This window comes from Gardnerella sp. CCPDSM, assembly GCF_056754715.1.
Window position 1 is genome coordinate 234175 of the sequence record NZ_JBQEQO010000001.1, and the last position, 20463, is coordinate 254637.

Below are 20463 nucleotides of genomic sequence, written 5' to 3' on the forward strand. Positions count from 1 at the left end.
TATTATTTCGATTATTTCGATTATTCCGCTTATTTCTGCATTCTCAGTTCATTTGTTCAAAACTAGAATTTATTTTTTCGAGACTGCCGTTTTCTTTGCCTCCGCGCAATATAAGACAAGGTTCCGCTACTTACTAAGCGGCCAACAATCGTAGTAAGAATCGCGGAAAATACTGCAAATCCAATAGACATTAGCAGAGGCTCTTCTTGCTTAACACGTTGCTTTTGCGCAATTTTTTCATTAGAGCGTCCGTTACGCTGTTCGTTACGTTGTTCGTTACGTTGTCCGTTACGTTGTTCGTTACGCTGTTCGTTACGTTGCTTATTAGAACCTAAATTAATTTTTCCAGAATGAATATTCTTTTTCCACACAACATGCGCAATTTGCCCAGCTATAAACGTTGCAAAAGACGGAAGTGCAGCTTTAAGCAACGAATCTCCTAAAGTATTTGGGTTTTTTAATCGGCGCTCGCGAAGCACATCAATCTTATGATTTGCTGCATTAAGTCGCTGTACTGTAGCCTGAGCTGCGCGATGATTGCGAGCGGATTTATTATTTGCCGATGATAATTGCGTCATATTTTCTATGTTAGTGGTAACGAAATACCAATTTTGGCGGTAACATAGAACAGTAATCTCGATTTGCAGCAGTGTAGATGCATTTTGAGAAATATACGTGAACAAACTCGTGCCGCTTGGCGTCCGGCGCGACGGAAGGGTTACGTGGCGCTGTAGAGGAATGTGAAAGCTATGCAGAATAACGCTACTCAAGAATTATCCGAAAAAAAGTGCTCGAAGCAGGGATGCTTGGTGTTGCTTCGTCACGGTCAAACAGCTTGGAGCGTGTCTGGTCAGCATACTGGGCGCACGGATTTGCCGCTTACTGAAGTTGGTATTGAGCAGGCAAAAGATGCGAAAGTACGTTTGCGCTGTGAGTTTCCGCAAGGTTTTGATGAGGATTGCGTATTCGTAAGCCCGCTTCGTCGCGCGCAGCAAACAGCTCAGTTTGCTGGATTTGCTTCGTATGCAATTTGCGATAGTGCGCTGGAGTGGGATTATGGTGCTGCTGAGGGGCGCACGCGCGGCGATATTGCGGCATTAAGTGGCGTTGAGGCGTGGGATGTGTGGAAGCATGGTCCTAAAGTTCTTCCTGAGCATATGATTAGCGATGCTAGAGAGGTGCTTCCTAATGGTGAGGAAGTTGATGTGCATAGAACTTCTGGCGAAAGTTTGCAAGAGGTTTCGAATCGTACTCAAAAAATTATTGATGCTGCAATTCCTAAACTTAAGCAGGGTAAAAATGTGCTTGTGGTTGCTCACGCGCATGTTTTGCGCATACTAACTACTCGCTGGCTTGGAGTAAGCCCAGATTTTGCGCGATTGCTGCGTCTCGATACTGCGCATTATTCTGTGCTGGGCGAGTACAAAGGTGACAATGTAATTGTGCATTGGAATTGCTGAAATACGGTTTAGAATTTCATGTATTTTATTGTGATTTGCACAATTTTTATTGCAGATAGATTTATGTTATTTGAGTCTTGAGTTTGCCGTATTATTGGTGCTCTACTGTGGTTTAGCAGTATTTAATAGTGGTAATTAGTTAGTTTGGAAAAGATTAGCAGTATGTGGAAAGGTTCGATGATGAGTCGTTCAGTTAAGTCGATTATTGCGCTAGTAGTTTGCGCTGTTTTGGCGGCTTGCGCGTTTACTGCTTTTGGTTTTTCTAAGTCTTTTGGTGTAAATACCGATGGGTCTGCTAAAGGGCAGGTTACTTTCTTCAACTTAAAGCCTGAGGCTTCTTCCGAATGGCAAGAGGTTGCTAGAAAGTACACAGCTGAAACCGGTGTTGAAGTAACTATAGTTACACCACGTAGTGATCAGTATGAAGAGAGACTTAAAACTGAAATTGAGAAATATAGAGATCATCAAGATGGTATGCCTACGCTATTCCAGATTAACGGTCCTGTTGGCTACGCTAACTGGAAGAAGTACACTGCTGATCTAACTAATTCCATTCTCTATAGGAATCTTAGTGACAAATACAAGGATTACGCTGTTAAGGATGGCAATAAGGTTGTTGGAGTGCCATATGTTACTGAAAATTATGGCTTGATTTACAACAAGGCCTTGCTTGCTAGGTATGCGGATCTTCATAATTCAAAGTTGAAGCCGGAAGAAGATGGCAAATCTTTTGAAGATCAAATAACCTCTTTTGATAAGTTGAAGGAAGTTGCAGACGATTTGCAAAAACGCAAGGATGAGCTTGGGATTGATGGTGCTTTTGCGTCCGCAGGATTTGATTTAAGCTCTGATTGGCGTTTTAAGACGCATCTTGCAAATATGCCTCTGTATTATCAATTCATTGCAAATAAAGTTAAAGGTCAGCCGCAGTCGATAGATGACAAGTATGTTGATAATTTCAGGAAGATTTTTGACCTTTATATTTCTGATTCCACAACTCCTGTAAGTCAGTTAAGCACCAAAACTGGCGAGGATGCTGTTTATGAGTTTGCTCTTGGTAAAGCTGTGTTCTACCAGAATGGTACTTGGGCTTGGAGCGATCTTTCGAAGGCTGGCATAAAAACTGACGACGTTGGCATGCTCCCAATTTATATTGGTGCTCCCGGTGAAGAGGATCAAGGCATGGCTACTGGTTCTGAAAATTATTTGTGCATTAATGAAAAGGCTTCAAAAAAGGATCAGAAGGCAACTAATGATTTCCTTAACTGGTTACTCACGTCACATGATGGTCAGGATGCTTTAGCTAATAAGATGGGCTTTGCTACTCCTTTCAAAAATTTCCTTAAAGCTGAAAATCCTCTTGTTCAGGCTGCTGTCGATTACAATGCTAAAGAAGGCAAGAAGCCTGTTAAGTGGGTGTTTGTTACCATGCCATCTAACGGTTGGAAAGACGATGTTGGCTCTGATTTGCTCACATATGCTCAAGCAACAAAAGACGGTATGACTTCTATGGGCGCTAATCAAGCATGGGATACTCTTAAGAAAGCGTTCGTGGACGGCTGGGCTAAAGAGTATGCGATTGCTCACAGTAAGAGTTAGCTGCTAATTAAATAATTTGTTTTAAACTATGATTCTCAAGGGGTTGCGCAATCGTTTGCTAAATTGTTGCGTAATCCCTTTAATTATTTCCAAAAATATCTATCAATTTTATTTAAATATATTATTATGTGCCATTTTTATGGCGACACGCTCTAATTTACTTATGCCATCGTTTGCAATATTCAAATAGTTGAGGCATAATAAGTATTGTCGATAAGGACACCTAGAGGTGTGGCAGTCCGATGATGGGATTGTCGGCATACGAGAAAGGTTCGATGATGAATCGTACGATTAAGTCAACAATTGCACTGGTAGCTTGCTCAGCGATGGCTTTTGGCGCGCTCGCAGCTTGCGGTTCCTCTTCCAGCGAAAAAGCCGCTGAGAAGGGCAAGGTTTACTTCCTGAACTTCAAGCCAGAAGCTGCAAACCAGTGGAAGGAAGTTGCTAAGGAATATACCAAGAAGACTGGCGTTCAGGTAAAGGTTCAGACCGCTGCTTCTGGTACATATGAGCAGTCTTTGAAGAGCGAAATCAGCAAGGGTGACGAAGCTCCTACACTCTTCCAGATTAACGGCCCAGTCGGTTACGCAAGCTGGAAAGATTACACCGCTGATTTGAAGGATACCGAGCTTTACAACCAGCTCCAGAACAAGGATATTGCTCTTAAGGATGGCGATAAGGTTGTTGGCGTTCCATACGCAATGGAAACCTACGGCTTGATTTACAACAAGGCTTTGCTTAAGAAGTACACCGAGCTTAAGGATGCAAAGGTAAAGTCTGCTGAGGAGATTAACTCCTTCGATAAGTTGAAGGCTGTTGCTGACGACATTCAGAAGCACAAGGCAGATCTTGGTGTTGATGGTGCCTTCACTTCTGCAGGCTTCGATTCCAGCTCTGACTGGCGCTTCAAGACCCACCTTGCAAACCTTCCTCTGTACTACGAGTTCAAGGAAGATCACGTTACCAAGCAGCCTGCAAAGGTTAAGGGTACATTTCTTGATGGTTACAAGAAGATCTTCGATCTTTACATCACTGATTCCACCACTCCTGCAACTCAGCTCAGCTCCAAGACTGGCGAAGATGCAAACGCTGAATTCTCCCAGAGCAAGGCTGTGTTCTACCAGAATGGTACTTGGGCTTGGGGCGACCTCTCCAAGGCTGGTATGAAGGCTGAAGATCTTGGCATGCTCCCAATTTACATTGGTGCTAAGGGCGAAGAGAAGCAAGGCTTGGCCACCGGTTCTGAGAATTATTGGTGCATCAACGATAAGGCTTCTGACGCTAACAAGAAGGCCACCAAGGACTTCTTGAAGTGGTTGCTTACCTCCGAAGAAGGCAAGGATGCTTTGTCCAAGCAGATGGGCTTCACCACTCCATTCAAGAGCTTCGCAGATATTAAGTCCGACAACCCATTGACTCAGGCTGCTGTTGAAGATGCTAAGTCCGGTAAGACCCCAGTAAGCTGGAACTTCACCGTGATGCCATCTGATAACTGGAAGAACGATCTCGGCTCTGCTTTGCTTGAGTACGCTCAGGGCACTGGCAAGTGGGATAAGGTTAAGACCGCATTCGTTGATGGCTGGGCTAAGGAATATGCTCAGGCTCACGAAGATGAGGACTAATCTTTAATTAAATAAATTAATATTAAATAAATTAATAGACGTTGCACCTCTGACGTAAGTAAGCAAAGGTGACGTAAGCGGATCCGCTAGGATACTGACACAGTTTAGTGTTAAGTCCTAGCGGATTTTTTATTTAATTTAAATAGTGTGTAGGGATTATAAAAAGCTACTTGCTTAAATAAAATAAAATATTTACTCACTTAATAAAGCGGCAGTGCTTGAGCGCACAATAAGCTGTGCTGGCACAATCATATACGGATTTTCAACCTCTTGACCATTTATAAGCGAAAGTGTCATTTTTGCGACAGTTGCAGCAATATCAACCGGATCCTGCCTAATAGTAGTTAAGCCAGTTTCATGAGCATAAAAACTATCGTCAAAACCAATAATCGACACATCGCCAGGAGTCGCATAACCGCTGCGAGCAAGCTGGAACATAAGCGGTATAGCAATTCCATCTTCCTGGCAAGCAATAGCAGTCGGCATATTTACATTTCCAAGAAGCATAGAAACTATAGCGCTTATTCTGTCCAAATTTTCAGGTGCCACAATTTCTTTTGGCGTGATTCCGTTATTTTTACACTCGTCAATAAACGAATGATAACGTTGCAAAACGCTGAAATGTAGCGAAACATCGCGAGTTGTGCGCACATAAGCAATATTGCGATGCCCCAAGCCAATTAAGTGACGTGCCATAAGACGCGCGCCTTGATCGTCGTCAATATTAATAGTCGCGTCAAAATCACAATCCTTAGGATGCAAGCAATTTATGCCAACAATAGGTACGCCTGTAGTTTTAAGTTGCTCAATTTCCTTAGTATTTACATCAAAAGAGCACACAATAACAGCGTCTGCATTGCGCCTAGTTGGAAGCATAGTGAAAAATTCGCTACGCTCTTCGCTGCTGGAAATTTGGAAAATAGACAAATCGTAGCCTGCGCTGTGAAATACTTGATTAAGACCTTGAATAACAGATGCGCCAAACCACAGGCGAATTTGATCGCTAATAAGCAAAGCAATACGCAAAGTTTTGCCAGATTTTAGCGCCGCGGCAGATTTTGAAATAGAAAAGTTTAATTGCTCTGCAATAGCTAGCACTTTATTTCGCGTAGCGGCAGAGACTAAATCTGGACGCGTGAAGGAACGCGATACTGTAGAAACTGACACATGAGCTTTATCTGCAACATCTTGAATATTCGCTGGCATGTGAACTCCTTTATTCGCGCATAACAAACGCGTATCACGGCTTTGTGTTTGACTGTTTGAAGCGAACTATCGTAGTCCGAAACAAACAAACGTTTGCAACCACTTCTATTTTAGCAAATTTTATTGGAATGCCAACGATAATAAGCTATTTTTTTAAAACTAAATTTATTTATTTCTTTCACGCGACGTGCCAAAATGACAACGTTTGACATAACTAATTCATGTAGTAAAATGAAATTATTGGTTCGGGACGGCGATGTCTAAACTGGCGTCGTACTCAAGGAGGAGAAAGTGACGAGTCATGATTAGTATGAGCGGAAAAGCAATACGTAAATGGTGGGCATTATTTGCTTTGCCAACATTTGCGGCTTTTATAATTGGTTTTGTTGTGCCGTTTATTATGGGCGTGTATTTAAGTTTTACTAAATTCCACGCTGTTACAGATAGTAAATTCGTTGGTATTCGTAACTACCGCAAGGCATTTAGGGATCCACACTTTGTTCATTCGTTAATTTTTACTACTGCATTTACTGTAATAACAACTATTCTTATTAACGTAATTGCTTTCGCAATTGCTTATATGCTTACTAAGAAGTTTAGTGGATCAAACATTTTCCGCACTGTGTTCTTTATGCCAAATCTTATTGGCGGCATTGTGTTGGGCTATGTTTGGCAGTTAGTACTTAATGGTATTTTGGCATACTTCGGCCGTTCTATTACGTATTCTGCCGTGTATGGCTTCTGGGGATTGGTGCTGCTTATTTGCTGGCAGCAAATCGGCTATATGATGATTATTTATATTGCTGGTTTGCAAGCTCTTCCAGGAGATGTTATTGAGGCTGCTGCTGTTGATGGTGCAAGCCCAATGCAAACACTGTTTAAGATTACGATTCCACTTATGATGCCATCGATTACCGTTTGCACATTCTTAACTGTTACTAACGGCTTCAAGCTCTTCGATCAGAACTTGGCGTTGACAAATGGTATGCCTTCCAGAAAGTCCGAAATGTTGGCATTGAACATTTTCAACACGTTCTACGGGCGTACAAATGGTGAAGGCGTTGGCCAGGCAAAGGCAGTTGTGTTCTTCGTGATTGTGGCTGTGCTTGCTTTGGTTCAGAATATGCTTACTAGGTCTAAGGAGGTAGTGGCATGAACGAGAAAATGAAGCATTCTACACTGTGGACAATCTTCTTTACTGTTGTAAGCTTACTTTGGATTTTCCCAATCGCTATAGTTTTTGTAAATTCCTTCAAGTCGAAGATTTATATTGCTAGCGAGCCTTTTAGCCTTGACCCTAAGTCTTTTATTGGACTTGGAAATTATTCCCTAGGAATTGAGCGCACGAATCTTATCATGAGCTTCTGGTGGACCATCGTGATCACCGTTGGCGCCGTGATTTTGATTCTGCTTTGCACATCAATGTGCGCATGGTGGATTGTTCGTGTGAACAATTGGGCTGCAAAGCTTCTATATGTTTTGTTCCTATTCAACATGATTGTGCCATTCCAGATGGTTATGTTCACTCTTTCCGACATCACCAATAAGCTCGGATTGAACACTCCATGGGGATTGTGGATTATCTACTTAGGCTTTGGTGCTGGTCTTGCAGTGTTTATTTTCACTGGCGTGATTAAGGGCATTCCGCAAGAGCTTGAAGAGTCTGCAATGATTGATGGCGCTTCTGTGCCGCGCATATTCTTCCAGATTATTGTGCCGATTATGAGGCCAGCAATCGTGTCCGTGTCCATTTTGCAAACTATGTGGATTTGGAACGACTTCCTGCTTCCATACCTTACCTTGGACTTGAACAAGTACAAGACGGTTTCGATTGCAGTTCAGTATTTGAAGGGTGGTTATGGTTCCGTTGAAATGGGCGCCATGATGGGCTGCTTGGTTCTGGCCATTCTTCCAATTATCGTCTTCTACCTCATCTGCCAGAAGTACATTATCAAAGGCGTTATGGCTGGTGCGGTAAAAGGCTGAGATTTCTTCTCCTCCAAAATCTCAAGTGGTTAAAATAATGGTGGTGACTACAGTCGTAAGATTTGTAAGTCACCACCATTGTATTATTAGTAAGCGTATTGGTAAGTCAGCTATAAATAGCGCAAACAGAAACGTAAAGGAGATAATTCAATGTTCTCGTTTGGTAATCCGGATTCAAAGTTTGCGCAGGGTATGGAAACATTCTCTAATGCAGTGTGGCTTACTATATTGATGGTTTTAACAAGCATCCCGTTAATAACTATCGGAGCGGCGATTTCTGCAGCGCATGATGCTGCAAGACGCGTCGAAAATGCGGAAGGGCACATGACTTCTGCCTACTTTCGTGCATTCGCAAGTAACTTTTTAAAATCTACCGCTATTTGGATTGTGATGGGGCCGCTTCTTGCGCTTATATTATGGGCTTGGATTGCGGTTAGAATACCGCCGCTTTTAATCCCGCAATTTGCAATAAGCTTAATTTGGCTGTTGATAGCGGAATGGGTATTTGCTTTACAGGCGCGTTTCGAAAATTCTATTGGCAAAACCGTTTTGAACGCGCTTATTTTCAGCGTTGCGTATTGGCAGTCAACGCTTGGAATGATTATTATAGACGCGGTTTTTGTGAGTCTTGTAGTGGCTTCACTTATTTATTTGCCGCAAGGTTTGCCGTTGCTATTATTCATCGGCTGGGGATCGACTATTATGCTTCACACGCCTTTGATAGAGCGTGTTTTTGCAAAGTATATTAAGAAGTAGTTCTGCGTTAGGGTCTCTGGTGGGTGGTTATTGGACAGTCGTGCAGATGGCGTTCTGCGTTAGGGTCTCTGGTGGGTGGTTATTGGACAGTCGTGCAGATGGCGTTCTGCGTTAGGGTCTCTGGTGGGTGGTTATTGGACAGTCGTGCAGATGAGTTACTGCGCTAGGGCCTCATTTTTCCGCTTACACATAATTAATGAGGCGAGCATCATCGTAGACGCTCGCCTCACATAGGACATCATTGCAAGCAATACTTTTGATTTGCTACTATGCAAACCGTATTTCTTGCGGGGAATTGAGTCGGTTCTCAGTAAACCAACGTTTTAATTATACTCACTTACTTGTATTTTCGCCGCGCATAACTGCTGTCATAGAAAGCACTCGTGGCGACTTAAATACTTCATCAGTGTGGACTACGCGACCATCTGCATCAGCAAGAGGAATACGCCAATTTGGATACTCCGTACTAGTGCCAGGCTGATTCTGAGAGCGGCGCTCGCCAACAGCATCAACCAAAGCAACTTGTAGCAGCAACGATGGGGAAGTGCGCATAATCGCATGCATAGCTTCCACAATCTCTTGCACGTGGCCTTCTACGTCCTCAGCAGCCTCTTTACTAATCCAGCCGCCCTCAAGAAGCATCTTCATCATCGCGTCACGCTCAGCTGTAGCTGCCTCTTGGAACGTTTCTACAGAATCAGTAAGCAAGTGAAGCTGTTCACGAAGCTTTACATGCTCAAACGCAAGATAGCCTGCGGTAGGCGGCATATCGTGCGTCGTAACAGAAGCAAGTGCGTACTCGCGGTAAGTAGAAGGATCAGCAAATATAATCTGCTTCTTTCCAAGCTTCTTAGTAGCGGATTCAGCTTCGTCGTCGTGAGTAAACCACTCAACAACAGTGCCAAGCACGCCGTGAGAAGCAAGAACTTTAGAAACATACTTTGGAACTGTGCCCAAATCTTCGCCAATAACTACACCGCCTGCGCGAGTTGCCTCAATAGTAAGCACTGCAAGCATTGCGTCTACGTTGTAGTAGACGTATGCGCCATTCCTTGCGCTCTGGCCTTGAGGAATCCACCACAAGCGGAAAAGTCCAAGCACATGGTCAATTCGCGCGGCTCCTGCATGCAAGAACACGTTATGAACCATATCGCGGTAAGCAATGTAGCCGGTTTCGTCCAAGTAATTCGGGTCGAATGGAGGCTGACCCCAATCCTGACCCTGCTGATTGTAGAAATCAGGAGGAGCGCCAACGCTTACGCCATTAGCAAATCGTTCCGGACTCCACCAAACGTCAGCACCGTAACCATGCACGCCAACGGCCATATCCTGCATAAGGCCAATCGCCATTCCAGCAGCCTTAGCTTCAGCATGAGCCGCAGCAACCTGCTCGTCCGCAATCCACTGCAACCAGCGATGGAACTCAAACAAGTCAGAATGTTCTCTCTTAAGACGCTCAATTTGCGGAGTGCCTTTGCCCGTGGTATCAAACCACAAGTTCTCGCCCCAAGGAGCGCCCCAAACTTCAAACGCAACGCACCAAGTTGCAAAAGCATCAAGATCTTCGCCAGAACGACGCTTAAACTCAGCAAACTCGTGCTCGCGTTCCGCCGAACGAGGCTGCTTGAAAATAATGCGCAACGCAGGCAACTTAGCATCCCAAGCTGCGTTAATATCCATAGGATTTGGATTGTTATTTTGATGCGCAATAGATTCGTGCAATTGCTCGACTTTAGCAAGATCTTCGCCGCTTAATTCAGCATATTCTGGAATATCTTGCGGACGAATATACGTAACATTTAAGAACCTACGAGATTCAGGCAAGTAAGGCGAAGGCTCAAGAGGCGTTACTGGAGCGCATGCGTGAATTGGATTAATCAGCATAAAATCTGCCTTACCAATTTCGCCGGCATCCTTAAGCAAACGACGCAAATCGCCATAATCGCCGATTCCCCAAGAATCCTTCGAACGCACAGAATACATTTGCGTCATAAAGCCCCAACGATGCTGCTTCTTTACGCTTTCCGGAAGAGGAATGCGCTCAGGTGCTGCAATCAAGGTAACGTCTGCGTGTTGCGCAATTTCGCCGTTTTTATTCGTTACTTGCGCATGCAAAGTGTGGTAGCCCATTGGCAAATCATCAGGAAGCTCAGTGTAAAAATCACCATCTTCCTCGGTTAAAACATCGCCTAATTCGCCTTCGTAGTCGGTACCGTCTTCAAGCGTAATCGAAAGTTTAATATCTTCCGGTTTAGCTTCCCCTGCATGAATTGGTACGCAAGTTTTTTTGCCGTTAAACGAAACAACGGTTGGTGGTAGCAATTCGCTAGCACGTTTTTGCTGAACATGCTTTAACGAAACTGCAATACTATCTTGAGTATCTGCAGGCATGCCTAATGCGTCAAGCACTCCAACTAATGCTTCATCTGTAATCTCTGTGTAGCTTCCTTGCTGATCAATATAAAAAGTGGCAACGCCACACGCCTTCGCAAGCTTAATAAGCGGACGCGCAAGACGTTCCGCGCTTTCTTCTTCCATAGGCTTCTCAGCATCAGCTTTGCCAGTAGCTGTTGTTGTCATGGTGCTCCTTCTATCTTGTTGGCACATTTCTAACATCGTCGTAAGCGTGCCAAACGTGCAACTATGGCGAGAGCGTGCAATCCAATACATCTCTGGATTGAAATACACCCTGTTTGTTAATTATATAAACACCTGATATCGTTTGCAAATTAGCGTTGCGATATCAGGTGCAGGTTTTTAAAGCGCAATTATTTAGTACTAAGTACTACGAAAGTGCGCTTTGGCAAGTGCAAAATAGCGCTGTTTCCATCTTCAATAGAAACTTCAGAAGACGGCTTCTCGCCAGTCCACTTAGCGAAATAATCACTTGAGTTTAATACGCAATGCCATCCATGAGATTTTTCGCTATGGATTAAAGGCAATTCAACAGTTGCGTCTTCGTGATACATAGGATTAGCGCAAACAATAATATTATTTCCAATTCGCGTTGCTAAAACAGTGCGATTAGAAGTTGTAAGCTGCTTGCGTTTTCCGTCATATAATGCGCTATGTTGCGCGCGAAGAGCAATAAGATCGCGGTACCATTCAATAAGAGGCTGGAAGCGCTCAGTGCGAGCCCAATCGAGCTGATTTAGCAAAACGCCGCGATTATAAGAATTATCGCAACCGTGCTTTGTGCGTCCAAATTCTTCGCCGCTAAGCATAAACGGAGTGCCAGCGGAGCACAAAATCATGCCTGCTGCAAACATATTCGCATTCATAATATCCGCAACTTGTTGCGCATCTTGAGCAGAAAACTCAAGGTCAGTTGCGTTTTCGCGCATAGAAATGCAAAGCTTATCCCACAATGTCAAATCATCATGAGCGGAAGTGTACTGCACAATCTGACCAACTTCCTTACCTGCAGAAGGAGTATCGCGCCACGCGTCCAAAGTTTGGCGAGCAGCGTCACAGCACCAAAACTCGTTGCCGTTAACGTATCCGCGGTCAAGATGATTCATCACATTGCCCTTAAGAGAATCGCGTGATTCGTCGCTAAACCAACCAATGCGCTCGTTAAGAGTGTTGCGGCCGTCTTTATCTCCCATCGGCAACTTTTCGTCAACAGCAGGGTCAGAAGCACCCCAAGGCTCGCCATACATAACAATATCTTTTCCACCAGGAAGCTCATCCAACGCCGCTCGAGCCTGATTCAAAGTTTCTGTATCCGTCAAACCCATAAGGTCAAAACGGAAGCCGTCAATATGGTAACAGCGCGCCCAATGAAGCAAAGATTCAATAATAAACCTACGGAACATAGGGTGTTCGGAAGCCATTTCGTTGCCGCATCCAGAGCCGTTAGCAAAAGAGCCATCTGCATCACGCCTGCAGAAGTATCCTGGAGCCATAAGCTCAAAAGCATTCTCCGCAGACCTGTACATGTGGTTATACACAACGTCCATAATTACGCGCTGGCCGTTGGCATGAAGAGCCGCGATCATTGCTTTGCACTCGCGAATTCGAGCAGTGCCATCGTAAGGATTGCTAGAATACGCGCCTTCTGGAACGTTATAAGCGTGAGGATCGTAACCCCAGTTATACAAAGAGTCTAATTCTTCTGCAGAAGCACCATTTTTGCGAGCTGCATCGATAGAAGATTCGTCAACTGTTGCAAAATCGTAAATAGGTTCCAATTGCACGTGAGTAACGCCAAGCTGCTTTAAATAATCCAAGCCTGTAGGAAGAGCGGTAGCGGAAGCAGAAGAAGCATTTTCACTTTGCAAAGTTGTGTGCTCGTCCGTAAAAGCAAGGTACTGTCCGCGATGCTCCGGTTTAAAACCGCCATTAGGGTCGTTGCTGAAATCGGCAACATGCGTTTCCCAAACAACCATTGCGTGGCGCACAAACTTAGGCGACTTATCTTTATGCCAATTAGCAGGGGATACTCGCTCTTCGTCAATAACAAGGCTGCGCTCGCCGTTTACGCCGCTTGCAATACCCCAAGGGTCGCATGTGCGATTTACTGTGCCATCAGCGAAGGTGACGAGATAGTCGTAATACATGCCATCCAAGCGCTTGCGGAAATTGGCTCGCCAAGCGCCGTCGCGCAAAGGTTTCATTTCGTGAGTTTGAGTTGGCTCGCTATTATTGCCTGTTTCAAAAAGACGTAAGGTTACAGCTTGTGCAGTAGGTGCCCATACGGTAAAAGTAGTTGACTTAGTATTTAAATTAAAACCAAGAGGTCCTTCATACATTGGCCATGTTGCCGAAGATGGATTCGTCATGTGGTTTAGCCTTCTTTTTGTACTTGTAAGTATTCTTATATTCTATAAGTTTTTAGTATGTTTACTGATTGTAATATATGAAGCTAATTTTAAATTTTATATTTTAATTATTGTTCTTTTATTTAAGTATTTGTTGAGCACTATTTGGCTGAATACGGTAGGGTTTTTAAGCCAGTATCGTGTTGAGTCAAACTGCGAGCAAACTGCAGCACGATTTTAAATTATTTACTAATTGCGCTGCATTAGTATCATTATTTGCAATATTTTTTGCGCTATTATTTTGCTTTATTTTTTTTTTAGATTACTTTAGATTACTTTCCTTAAATTGCGAATAAAGAAAGCCGAAACGCTCGAAAGCGCCTCGGCCTTCTTTATTTTATCTGTTATTATCAGCCCTTAACGGAGCCAGACATGGACTCCTCGTAGAAGCGCTGCATAATAATGAACAGGATTGCGATAGGAATCGAAACGCACACAGCGCCCGCGCAGAATCGTGCGAACCAGTTGCTAATGAATTCCCTATCAAGCATCTTCCACAAGCCCAAAGCAACAGTGTAGTTGTCTTGGCTGTTGGCAATCGTCTTAACCATAACGAAGTCAAGCCATGGACCCAAGAAGCTCGTAATTGCCTGGAACACAATCATAGGCTTGCAGATTGGGAGGATAATCTTGTAGAACACCTGCCAAGTAGTGCAGCCATCCAAGTAAGCAGCTTCATCCAAAGACTTTGGAATAGTATCCATGTAGCCCTTCATAACGTAGAAGCCGGCGCCGCTACCTGCGGAGTAGACGATAATAAGTGCGATTAGAACAACCGAACCATTCGTCAAACCGAGAGCCTTCAAAATGAAGTAGATAGCGATAACAGCCATGATGCCTGGGAACATGCCCAAAATCAAAGCAATATTCATGAATGTCTTACGTCCGCGGAAGCGAAGTCGAGACATGCAGAACGACACGGCAAGTACGAAGAACAAGGAAATAATGCACACGAAAATGGACACAATCAAAGTGTTCAAGAACATGCGTGGGAAGTCCAAGGCTTCGCGCTCGGTGAACAAGCGAATATAGTTATTGAACGAATACTCTGTTGGGAAGAATGTCTTTTGGAATGGAGATTCGTTCTTGTTGAAGCTTTCCAAGAAAACCCAAACGATTGGAATCAACCAAATAATCGACAAAACAGCCAAGAATAAGTGGGAGAAAATATCTCCGATTATTCTTCTTACGCGTTGATCTTTGAACAGAGAAACACTACGGGTGCTATGTACAACAACTTCTTCGTTTTTCATAGCGGTATTTTTATTACTCACCGGAATCCCTCCTCGTTCTTATAAGATCCAGAGTTGCGATACGTAATAAGTGCTACGACGGCAAGAACAATGAATGTCATAATACCGATAACAGCACCGATGTTGTAGTCTCCGCGATCCACTGTCAACTTGTAGAGCCAAGTAATAAGCAAATCTGTCTTACCCGCGGAAGAATCAAGTGGTGTTGGTTCGCCGCCAGACAAGAGGTAAATAACGTTGAAGTTATTGATGTTACCAGTGAAGGTGGTAATCAAGTATGGAGTCATCACGAAGATAATGTACGGCATTGTGACGTTCATGAAGCGCTGCCACCAAGTTGCACCATCAAGCTCTGCAGCTTCGTAAAGCTCTGCAGGAACGTTTTGCAAAATACCTGTAATCTGCATGATTGTGAACGGAATACCAACCCAAAGGTTAATAAGAATAACTGTTACGCGAGCCCAAGTTACATCCTGGAAGAATGGAAGAGGTTGAGTAATCCAATGATTTTCCAGAAGAATGCTGTTAATAGCACCATTTCGCTGGAGCATGTTGTTCATAACAAGCAAAGATACGAACTGTGGAACTGCAATTGTAAGAGAGAAGCATGTGCGCCACAAACCCTTAAGACGGGTGGACTTGCGGTTAATAATCATTGCAATGAACATGCCGAAGAAGAAGTTCAGGAATGTTGCAAAGAATGCCCACACAAGAGTCCAAACCAAAACGTCGAAGAATGTGCCTGCGTTGATGGAGCTCTTAGAGTTACCAATTGCGAAGAAGTTATTTAAACCAGTCCAAGTGAACAGAACTGGATGGTTCCTATCGTAGCTTGTGAATGCCATAGAAATCATGAAGATTAATGGCAAAATAGTAAAGAGAACGATGCCAGCGGTTGGAAGTGTCATCAAACCAACGTGTGCTTTGCTGTCGAGCAGAGACGAAGCATCTTTAATGAAGTTTGCTGGCTTTTGGCCGTTTGCTGTAATAACTTGTGCTTTATAAGCGCTACGAAGAGAAAGCGTTGCTAAATAAATGAGCACAATAATTGTTGCAATAGACATAACGCCGTACAGCAAAATTTCAACGGAATTATCGCCTGCAGTGTAATGCCAGAAACCGTTTATCTTAATCTTACCTTGCTTTACTGTGCCAAGCGTAAGAATCTTTGGAAGGTATTCTGAACCGGTTGTGAATAAGAATCCTAAAAGAACAACTTCACACAGCAGGAACAAAATGCCTTTAGTGAATTGTTTGCGAACAAAAGTGCCGAAACCGAAAATAATAATGGAAATCCACGAAAGAATGTCTGCGTGCTCTGCAGCCTCTTTCAGTGAATATGGTGAAGGAGCAAAGCGTTCTACAACTGACGTCTTCTGGCGCCTTTGTCGCTTTGTGGATGTCGTGCCAGTCATGACATACCTTTCATATAAACAGTGAGTGCTTTAGAGAAGTATATATAAATAACACGCCCCGGCCCCTTTTCACTATAGTGGGGACTGGGGCGTGTTATTTGCAAACGCATAAGCTATTTGTAATTTTCACTTATACATTTCATATAAATTTATTTAGTTAGCATAAGTAAATGCTTACTTTACAGCTCCCGCCAAACCCTTAGCAAAGTCAGCGGTCTTGTCTGCAGCATTTGCGTCCTTAACCTCGTGGTTTACGATTGCCTTACCGAAGTTGCCCATTGGCTCCCAGAAGCTACCCATCTCTGGGATTGCTGGCTGCAAGACAGAAGTCTTAGCAATGGTTTCCATCTGAGCAACAGCAGCTGGATCAGACTTTACGCTGTCAGCAAGAGACTTGTCGGAAGGAATAACGCCCTGCTTCTCATAAGCAATCTGCTGGGACTTCTTGGAGCCCAAGAATGCAGCGAACTTAGCAGCCATCTCTGGGTGCTTGGAGTTAGGGTTGTAAGCAACAGCCTTAGAACCAGCGAAGGACTTCATCTGATGTTCGCCGGACTCGGTCTTGAAGGTTGGAAGAGAAGCAGCAGCATAGTTGTCGCCCAAAATCTGCTTCACGTTTGCAGCATCCCAAGAACCGGAGAAGTAAGCGTCAACCTTACCGCTCTTGAGGCCGTTCAAGCCAGCGCTGTTGCCATCGAGCACGAAGTTCTTGTTATCAAAGAGCTTTACGATGTACTTGGTGATTTCAGCAGCCTTGTCGCCGAGCTTCATGCCAGCCTTAGCATCATTGCCCTTCTCGCCGAAGAGAGTCATGTTGCCATCGAGGTAGAAGCCTGGGAGATACCAAGCGTTGCTAAGATCGAATGCAACCTTGCCCTTTTCGAGCATCTTGTCGAGGGACTTGACGTCGTCAGCAGCAAACTTGGACTTGTTGTAGTACATGAACCAAGTGTTGCCGGTGTAAGGAACGCCGTACATCTTGCCGTCCTGAGCGGTAACAGAATTAATCAAAGTATCTTCGTTCTGTTCCTTGACCTGCTTTGCAGCATCATCGCTCAACTCGCCGATTGCGCCAGCCTTGACCAAATCGCCAAGCTGATCGTTAGGGAAGAGATAAACATCAGCAGCAGCCTTTGCATCCTTCTTTACAGACTCAGCAGCTTTTGGTGGCTCAACAACAGTGTTCTTGAACTTAACGTTTGGGTTAGCCTTCTGGAATTCCTTCTCAACGGTGTCAACCCAGCCGCCTGCCTTCTGATCTTCAGAAGCAGACCAAACAGTAAGCTGAACAGGGCCGGATTCAGTGGCCTTCTTATCGCTAGTAGCAGTGCTTGAACCGCAAGCTGCAAATCCAAACAAAGTAGCAACTGCAAGACCTGCACCCAGCATCTTCTTAATATTCGTCATCCTTGACCTCCTAGATCATGCCAAAAACTGGCATATCTTTTGGTGGCGTAGTAACGGACTCCGTTGTGGCGCAACATCGCGATTGCTGCGTAGAGCAGCGTCACAAGTCTCACAAATCCGTTCGTAAGCAATGTGTAGTATACACGGATATTATGTCGTTTGCAAATGAGTGGCGGGTTAGTGAAAATATTTTTATGATATAAAATTTCAAGTAGCTGATTGTAAATTAATTAACGCAACGCGAGAAGGGCAAAATAATGGGATTATATAATCACGCACAATGGCTTAAAGACGCTGTTTTTTACGAAATTTATCCGCAAAGTTTTTACGATAAGAATGGTGACGGCATAGGCGATATTCAGGGAATTATTGAAAAATTAGATTATGTAAAATCGCTTGGTTGCAACGCAATTTGGCTTAATCCTTGCTACGATTCGCCTTTTAAGGATGCAGGTTACGATGTTCGTGACTACAAAAAAGTGGCTGCTCGCTACGGAACGAACGAAGATTTAAAGCAGCTTTTTAACGAAGCGCACACCCGTGGAATGCATATTTTGCTTGATTTAGTGCCGGGTCATACTAGCGAAGAGCACGAGTGGTTCCGCGAAAGTTCGAAAGCTCAAGAAAACGAGTTCAGCAAGCGCTACATTTGGACGGATAGTGCGTTTAGCGGCTATTCTATGCCGTTTATTGGCGGCGAAACTGAGCGCGACGCAACGTATATTCTAAACTTTTTCAAATGTCAGCCTGCGCTAAATTACGGTTTTGCACATAGGGATCGCGATTGGCAATCTTCTCCTGATTCTAAAGAAGCGGCTGAAACACGCGCTGCAATGGTTGATGTTATGCGATTTTGGCTTTCGCTTGGTGCTGACGGTTTCCGCGTTGATATGGCAGATTCGCTTGTAAAAAACGATGACAATAATGGCGAAGGAAGTCTTGGCAAAGATAATACGATTCGCGCATGGCAGGAAATGCTGGGCGCTGTAAAAGAAGAGTACCCGGATGCTGCTTTTGTGTCCGAATGGGGAAGGCCTCGCCAGGCTCTTGCTGCCGGATTCGACATGGACTTTTATTTAAGCTGGCGTTGGGATGGAAATCCTAATGGTTACGCGCGTTTGGCTAGGGATGTTGACAACGCTTTGGACAACAATCCAGAACATGATCACAGCTACTTTTCGGCGCGCGGCGGCGGAAGCATTTGCCCATTCTTGGACGACTACTGCCCGCAATACGAATCAACATGCAACCAAGGCTACTTCAGCTTTATTACTTGTAATCATGACACGCCGCGCATGGCTCCACGCCTAGATGATCGTGAGCGCAGAGTTGCTTTCGGAATGCTGCTTACAATGCCGGGCGTGCCTTTTGTTTACTATGGCGACGAAATCGGCATGAAATATTTAGATATTCCAACAAAAGAAGGCGGCTACGCTCGAACCGGCACGCGCACGCCAATGCAGTGGGATGACACGAAAAATCTTGGATTCTCCACGGCTGCAAAATCGAAACTATATTTGCCTGTTGAAGCTAGAGCGGACGGACGCACTTGCGCAAACTCTCGCAAGCAAGCTGTAGAAAGTGGCGAGATTCCAACAGTTTCTGCGCAAATTAATTGCGAGGATTCATTCCTTTCTTGGGTTCGCACGCTTATTGCGCTTCGTCACAGTCGCGCTTCTTTGCAAGCTGACGCGTCTTGGAGAGTTTTGTATGCTCCTGTTGACGGCCGCGGATTTGCTTACGAGCGTTGCGCAAAAAGTAACGAGGGAGAATCAGCTGCCGAAAGAAGCATCGTGGTTATGAATCCTGGAGTAAACGCAGAAACGGTGCCGTTTGAAGCGCTGGCAAATCTTACTCAGGAAGCAGTCGAAAATCCTTTGCTAAAAATTGGCGAAGTGTTAGGCTGCGGAAATTCATTGAAACTCGGCGCGCAAAGTTTCGCAATATTCAATCTGCCGCTTTAAGTCGTAATAAATACTGCGATACAATAAACGGTAGTAAAACAGAGTAGTAAAAAATAAGCAAGCGTTACTTAAAAGGAACGTTAGAACGTTACTTAAAAGCGTTACTTAAAGTAAGTGCTATGCAAAACAATGCGTGGAAATACAAGGGAGTGCAAGTCATGGATGTGCTAAAGCCTAAAATTCGTGCAGATAAAAACATAAAAATGGGCATTACTTTGCGCAAGTTTAAAATGCTTGGCGCGTTCATGATGATGCTTAGTGCATTTAGCGCTCCCGTAATACCGCATTTGTTTGGCGGCTTGCACAGGGACAACATGCTTGCTCTCACGTTTGCGGTTCTTTGCGAAGTAGTGAGCTGGACGGCGATGCCATGGTATGCGTGGATTCTTATGCGCGGGTACCACAATACGCATAACGTGAATCTTTATATATTGCGACTTTTGATTTTGGCAATAATTTGCGAAGTGCCGTACGATCTTACTACATCCGGTTGCGCGTTTGATTTGCGCTCGCAAAATCCTGTGTTTGCGCTGGTAATTGCGCTATTCGTTCTTATGGGAATCGACATGATTCGAGAGCGTTTTAGCGGTTTTTCGCGCGGTGCTGCGTATGTTGCGCTAGTAGTTGCAGGATTATTGTGGAATATTATTGGCAAAGTTTATGTGCGTCAGCAAATTTTCTGGGGAGGCGCGATATTTCTTGTGTTCGTGCTGATTTTTGAGCTGATGCAAAAGCATGAAATTCGCATGGAGCTGATTTCCGGCATGTTTGGCGCTATGTCGATGCTTGCGCCAGGCATTGGAGTTGCGGTGTTGCACTATCGCAGTCCTTATGGTGACGGGCATAAGGATTCGCCAGTATTCCGCTGGACTATGTACGCGTGGTACCCGGTAATGCTGGCGATTGCAGCTTTGTTTGCAGTATTCGTCAAATAAAAAGCGTGCGAATTAATAAAAAGCGTAAGTTAATTAA

At 44.3% G+C, this 20463-nt stretch carries 15 protein-coding genes; 8 read left to right on the forward strand and 7 right to left on the reverse strand.

Annotation, left to right across the window (positions count from 1 at the left end):
• Positions 1 to 62 precede the first annotated feature (62 nt).
• Complete coding sequence (locus ACTJLE_RS01015; RefSeq protein WP_481267041.1) at positions 63 to 578, reverse strand: DUF4235 domain-containing protein; 516 nt, start codon at positions 576 to 578, stop codon at positions 63 to 65.
• Positions 579 to 749: 171 nt separating this feature from the next.
• On the opposite strand from ACTJLE_RS01015, the gene ACTJLE_RS01020 reads away from it, so the two are divergent.
• From ACTJLE_RS01020 to ACTJLE_RS01030, 3 genes are all read left to right on the forward strand, one after another.
• Positions 750 to 1460 carry a histidine phosphatase family protein gene (locus tag ACTJLE_RS01020; protein WP_481267042.1) on the forward strand — a complete coding sequence of 237 codons (711 nt, stop codon included), beginning with the start codon at positions 750 to 752 and terminating at the stop codon, positions 1458 to 1460.
• A gap of 177 nt (positions 1461 to 1637) precedes the next feature.
• Entirely contained in the window at positions 1638 to 3059 is a 1422-nt protein-coding gene (locus tag ACTJLE_RS01025) for an ABC transporter substrate-binding protein (protein ID WP_481267043.1), read from the forward strand.
• A gap of 275 nt (positions 3060 to 3334) precedes the next feature.
• Positions 3335 to 4681 (forward strand): ABC transporter substrate-binding protein, encoded by a 1347-nt coding sequence (locus tag ACTJLE_RS01030; protein ID WP_481267104.1) that lies wholly within the window; start codon positions 3335 to 3337, stop codon positions 4679 to 4681.
• A 192-nt stretch (positions 4682 to 4873) separates the two neighbouring features.
• Here the strand turns inward: ACTJLE_RS01030 and ACTJLE_RS01035 are convergent, their stop codons facing one another.
• Complete coding sequence (locus ACTJLE_RS01035; protein ID WP_481267044.1) at positions 4874 to 5887, reverse strand: LacI family DNA-binding transcriptional regulator; 1014 nt, start codon at positions 5885 to 5887, stop codon at positions 4874 to 4876.
• A gap of 301 nt (positions 5888 to 6188) precedes the next feature.
• Here ACTJLE_RS01035 and ACTJLE_RS01040 point away from each other — a divergent pair, with 301 nt between their 5' ends.
• From ACTJLE_RS01040 to ACTJLE_RS01050, 3 genes are all read left to right on the forward strand, one after another.
• Positions 6189 to 7043, forward strand: a complete 855-nt coding sequence (locus ACTJLE_RS01040) for a carbohydrate ABC transporter permease (RefSeq protein WP_119487590.1) — start codon at positions 6189 to 6191, stop codon at positions 7041 to 7043.
• Positions 7040 to 7873, forward strand: coding sequence for a carbohydrate ABC transporter permease (locus ACTJLE_RS01045; RefSeq protein ID WP_481267045.1), 834 nt, complete (start codon positions 7040 to 7042; stop codon positions 7871 to 7873). Before ACTJLE_RS01040 ends, ACTJLE_RS01045 begins: the two co-directional genes overlap by 4 nt.
• 150 nt (positions 7874 to 8023) lie before the next feature.
• On the forward strand, positions 8024 to 8629 hold the full coding sequence (locus tag ACTJLE_RS01050; protein WP_481267046.1) for a DUF624 domain-containing protein: 606 nt from the start codon (positions 8024 to 8026) through the stop codon (positions 8627 to 8629).
• Positions 8630 to 8962: 333 nt separating this feature from the next.
• Here the strand turns inward: ACTJLE_RS01050 and malQ are convergent, their stop codons facing one another.
• The 5 genes from malQ to ACTJLE_RS01075 form a co-directional block, all read right to left on the reverse strand.
• Positions 8963 to 11209: a 4-alpha-glucanotransferase gene (gene malQ, locus ACTJLE_RS01055; RefSeq protein ID WP_481267047.1), complete on the reverse strand. Its 2247-nt coding sequence runs from the start codon at positions 11207 to 11209 to the stop codon at positions 8963 to 8965.
• A gap of 188 nt (positions 11210 to 11397) precedes the next feature.
• Positions 11398 to 13413 carry a type I pullulanase gene (gene pulA / locus ACTJLE_RS01060; RefSeq protein WP_481267048.1) on the reverse strand — a complete coding sequence of 672 codons (2016 nt, stop codon included), beginning with the start codon at positions 13411 to 13413 and terminating at the stop codon, positions 11398 to 11400.
• 389 nt (positions 13414 to 13802) lie between these two features.
• Positions 13803 to 14705 (reverse strand): sugar ABC transporter permease, encoded by a 903-nt coding sequence (locus tag ACTJLE_RS01065; RefSeq protein WP_479691719.1) that lies wholly within the window; start codon positions 14703 to 14705, stop codon positions 13803 to 13805.
• A gap of 17 nt (positions 14706 to 14722) precedes the next feature.
• Positions 14723 to 16120 (reverse strand): carbohydrate ABC transporter permease, encoded by a 1398-nt coding sequence (locus tag ACTJLE_RS01070; RefSeq protein WP_481267049.1) that lies wholly within the window; start codon positions 16118 to 16120, stop codon positions 14723 to 14725.
• Between the two features lie 174 nt (positions 16121 to 16294).
• Positions 16295 to 17527 carry an extracellular solute-binding protein gene (locus ACTJLE_RS01075; RefSeq protein ID WP_481267050.1) on the reverse strand — a complete coding sequence of 411 codons (1233 nt, stop codon included), beginning with the start codon at positions 17525 to 17527 and terminating at the stop codon, positions 16295 to 16297.
• A 257-nt stretch (positions 17528 to 17784) separates the two neighbouring features.
• Between ACTJLE_RS01075 and ACTJLE_RS01080 the strand changes: the two genes are divergently transcribed.
• Together ACTJLE_RS01080 and ACTJLE_RS01085 are read left to right on the forward strand one after the other, a co-directional pair.
• The gene (locus ACTJLE_RS01080; protein WP_481267051.1) at positions 17785 to 19491 is read left to right on the forward strand and encodes an alpha-amylase family glycosyl hydrolase; all 1707 of its coding nucleotides are present in this window, start codon (positions 17785 to 17787) and stop codon (positions 19489 to 19491) included.
• A gap of 158 nt (positions 19492 to 19649) precedes the next feature.
• Positions 19650 to 20426, forward strand: coding sequence for a TraX family protein (locus tag ACTJLE_RS01085; RefSeq protein ID WP_481267105.1), 777 nt, complete (start codon positions 19650 to 19652; stop codon positions 20424 to 20426).
• Positions 20427 to 20463: the final 37 nt, after the last annotated feature.

Bases quoted from the DNA above. Each gene is read 5' to 3' on its own strand.
- ACTJLE_RS01015 (WP_481267041.1), bottom strand. From the start codon at position 578: ATGACGCAATTATCATCGGCAAATAATAAATCCGCTCGCAATCATCGC.
- ACTJLE_RS01020 (WP_481267042.1), top strand. From the start codon at position 750: ATGCAGAATAACGCTACTCAAGAATTATCCGAAAAAAAGTGCTCGAAG.
- ACTJLE_RS01025 (WP_481267043.1), top strand. From the start codon at position 1,638: ATGATGAGTCGTTCAGTTAAGTCGATTATTGCGCTAGTAGTTTGCGCT.
- ACTJLE_RS01030 (WP_481267104.1), top strand. From the start codon at position 3,335: ATGATGAATCGTACGATTAAGTCAACAATTGCACTGGTAGCTTGCTCA.
- ACTJLE_RS01035 (WP_481267044.1), bottom strand. From the start codon at position 5,887: ATGCCAGCGAATATTCAAGATGTTGCAGATAAAGCTCATGTGTCAGTT.
- ACTJLE_RS01040 (WP_119487590.1), top strand. From the start codon at position 6,189: ATGATTAGTATGAGCGGAAAAGCAATACGTAAATGGTGGGCATTATTT.
- ACTJLE_RS01045 (WP_481267045.1), top strand. From the start codon at position 7,040: ATGAACGAGAAAATGAAGCATTCTACACTGTGGACAATCTTCTTTACT.
- ACTJLE_RS01050 (WP_481267046.1), top strand. From the start codon at position 8,024: ATGTTCTCGTTTGGTAATCCGGATTCAAAGTTTGCGCAGGGTATGGAA.
- malQ (WP_481267047.1), bottom strand. From the start codon at position 11,209: ATGACAACAACAGCTACTGGCAAAGCTGATGCTGAGAAGCCTATGGAA.
- pulA (WP_481267048.1), bottom strand. From the start codon at position 13,413: ATGACGAATCCATCTTCGGCAACATGGCCAATGTATGAAGGACCTCTT.
- ACTJLE_RS01065 (WP_479691719.1), bottom strand. From the start codon at position 14,705: ATGAAAAACGAAGAAGTTGTTGTACATAGCACCCGTAGTGTTTCTCTG.
- ACTJLE_RS01070 (WP_481267049.1), bottom strand. From the start codon at position 16,120: ATGACTGGCACGACATCCACAAAGCGACAAAGGCGCCAGAAGACGTCA.
- ACTJLE_RS01075 (WP_481267050.1), bottom strand. From the start codon at position 17,527: ATGACGAATATTAAGAAGATGCTGGGTGCAGGTCTTGCAGTTGCTACT.
- ACTJLE_RS01080 (WP_481267051.1), top strand. From the start codon at position 17,785: ATGGGATTATATAATCACGCACAATGGCTTAAAGACGCTGTTTTTTAC.
- ACTJLE_RS01085 (WP_481267105.1), top strand. From the start codon at position 19,650: ATGGATGTGCTAAAGCCTAAAATTCGTGCAGATAAAAACATAAAAATG.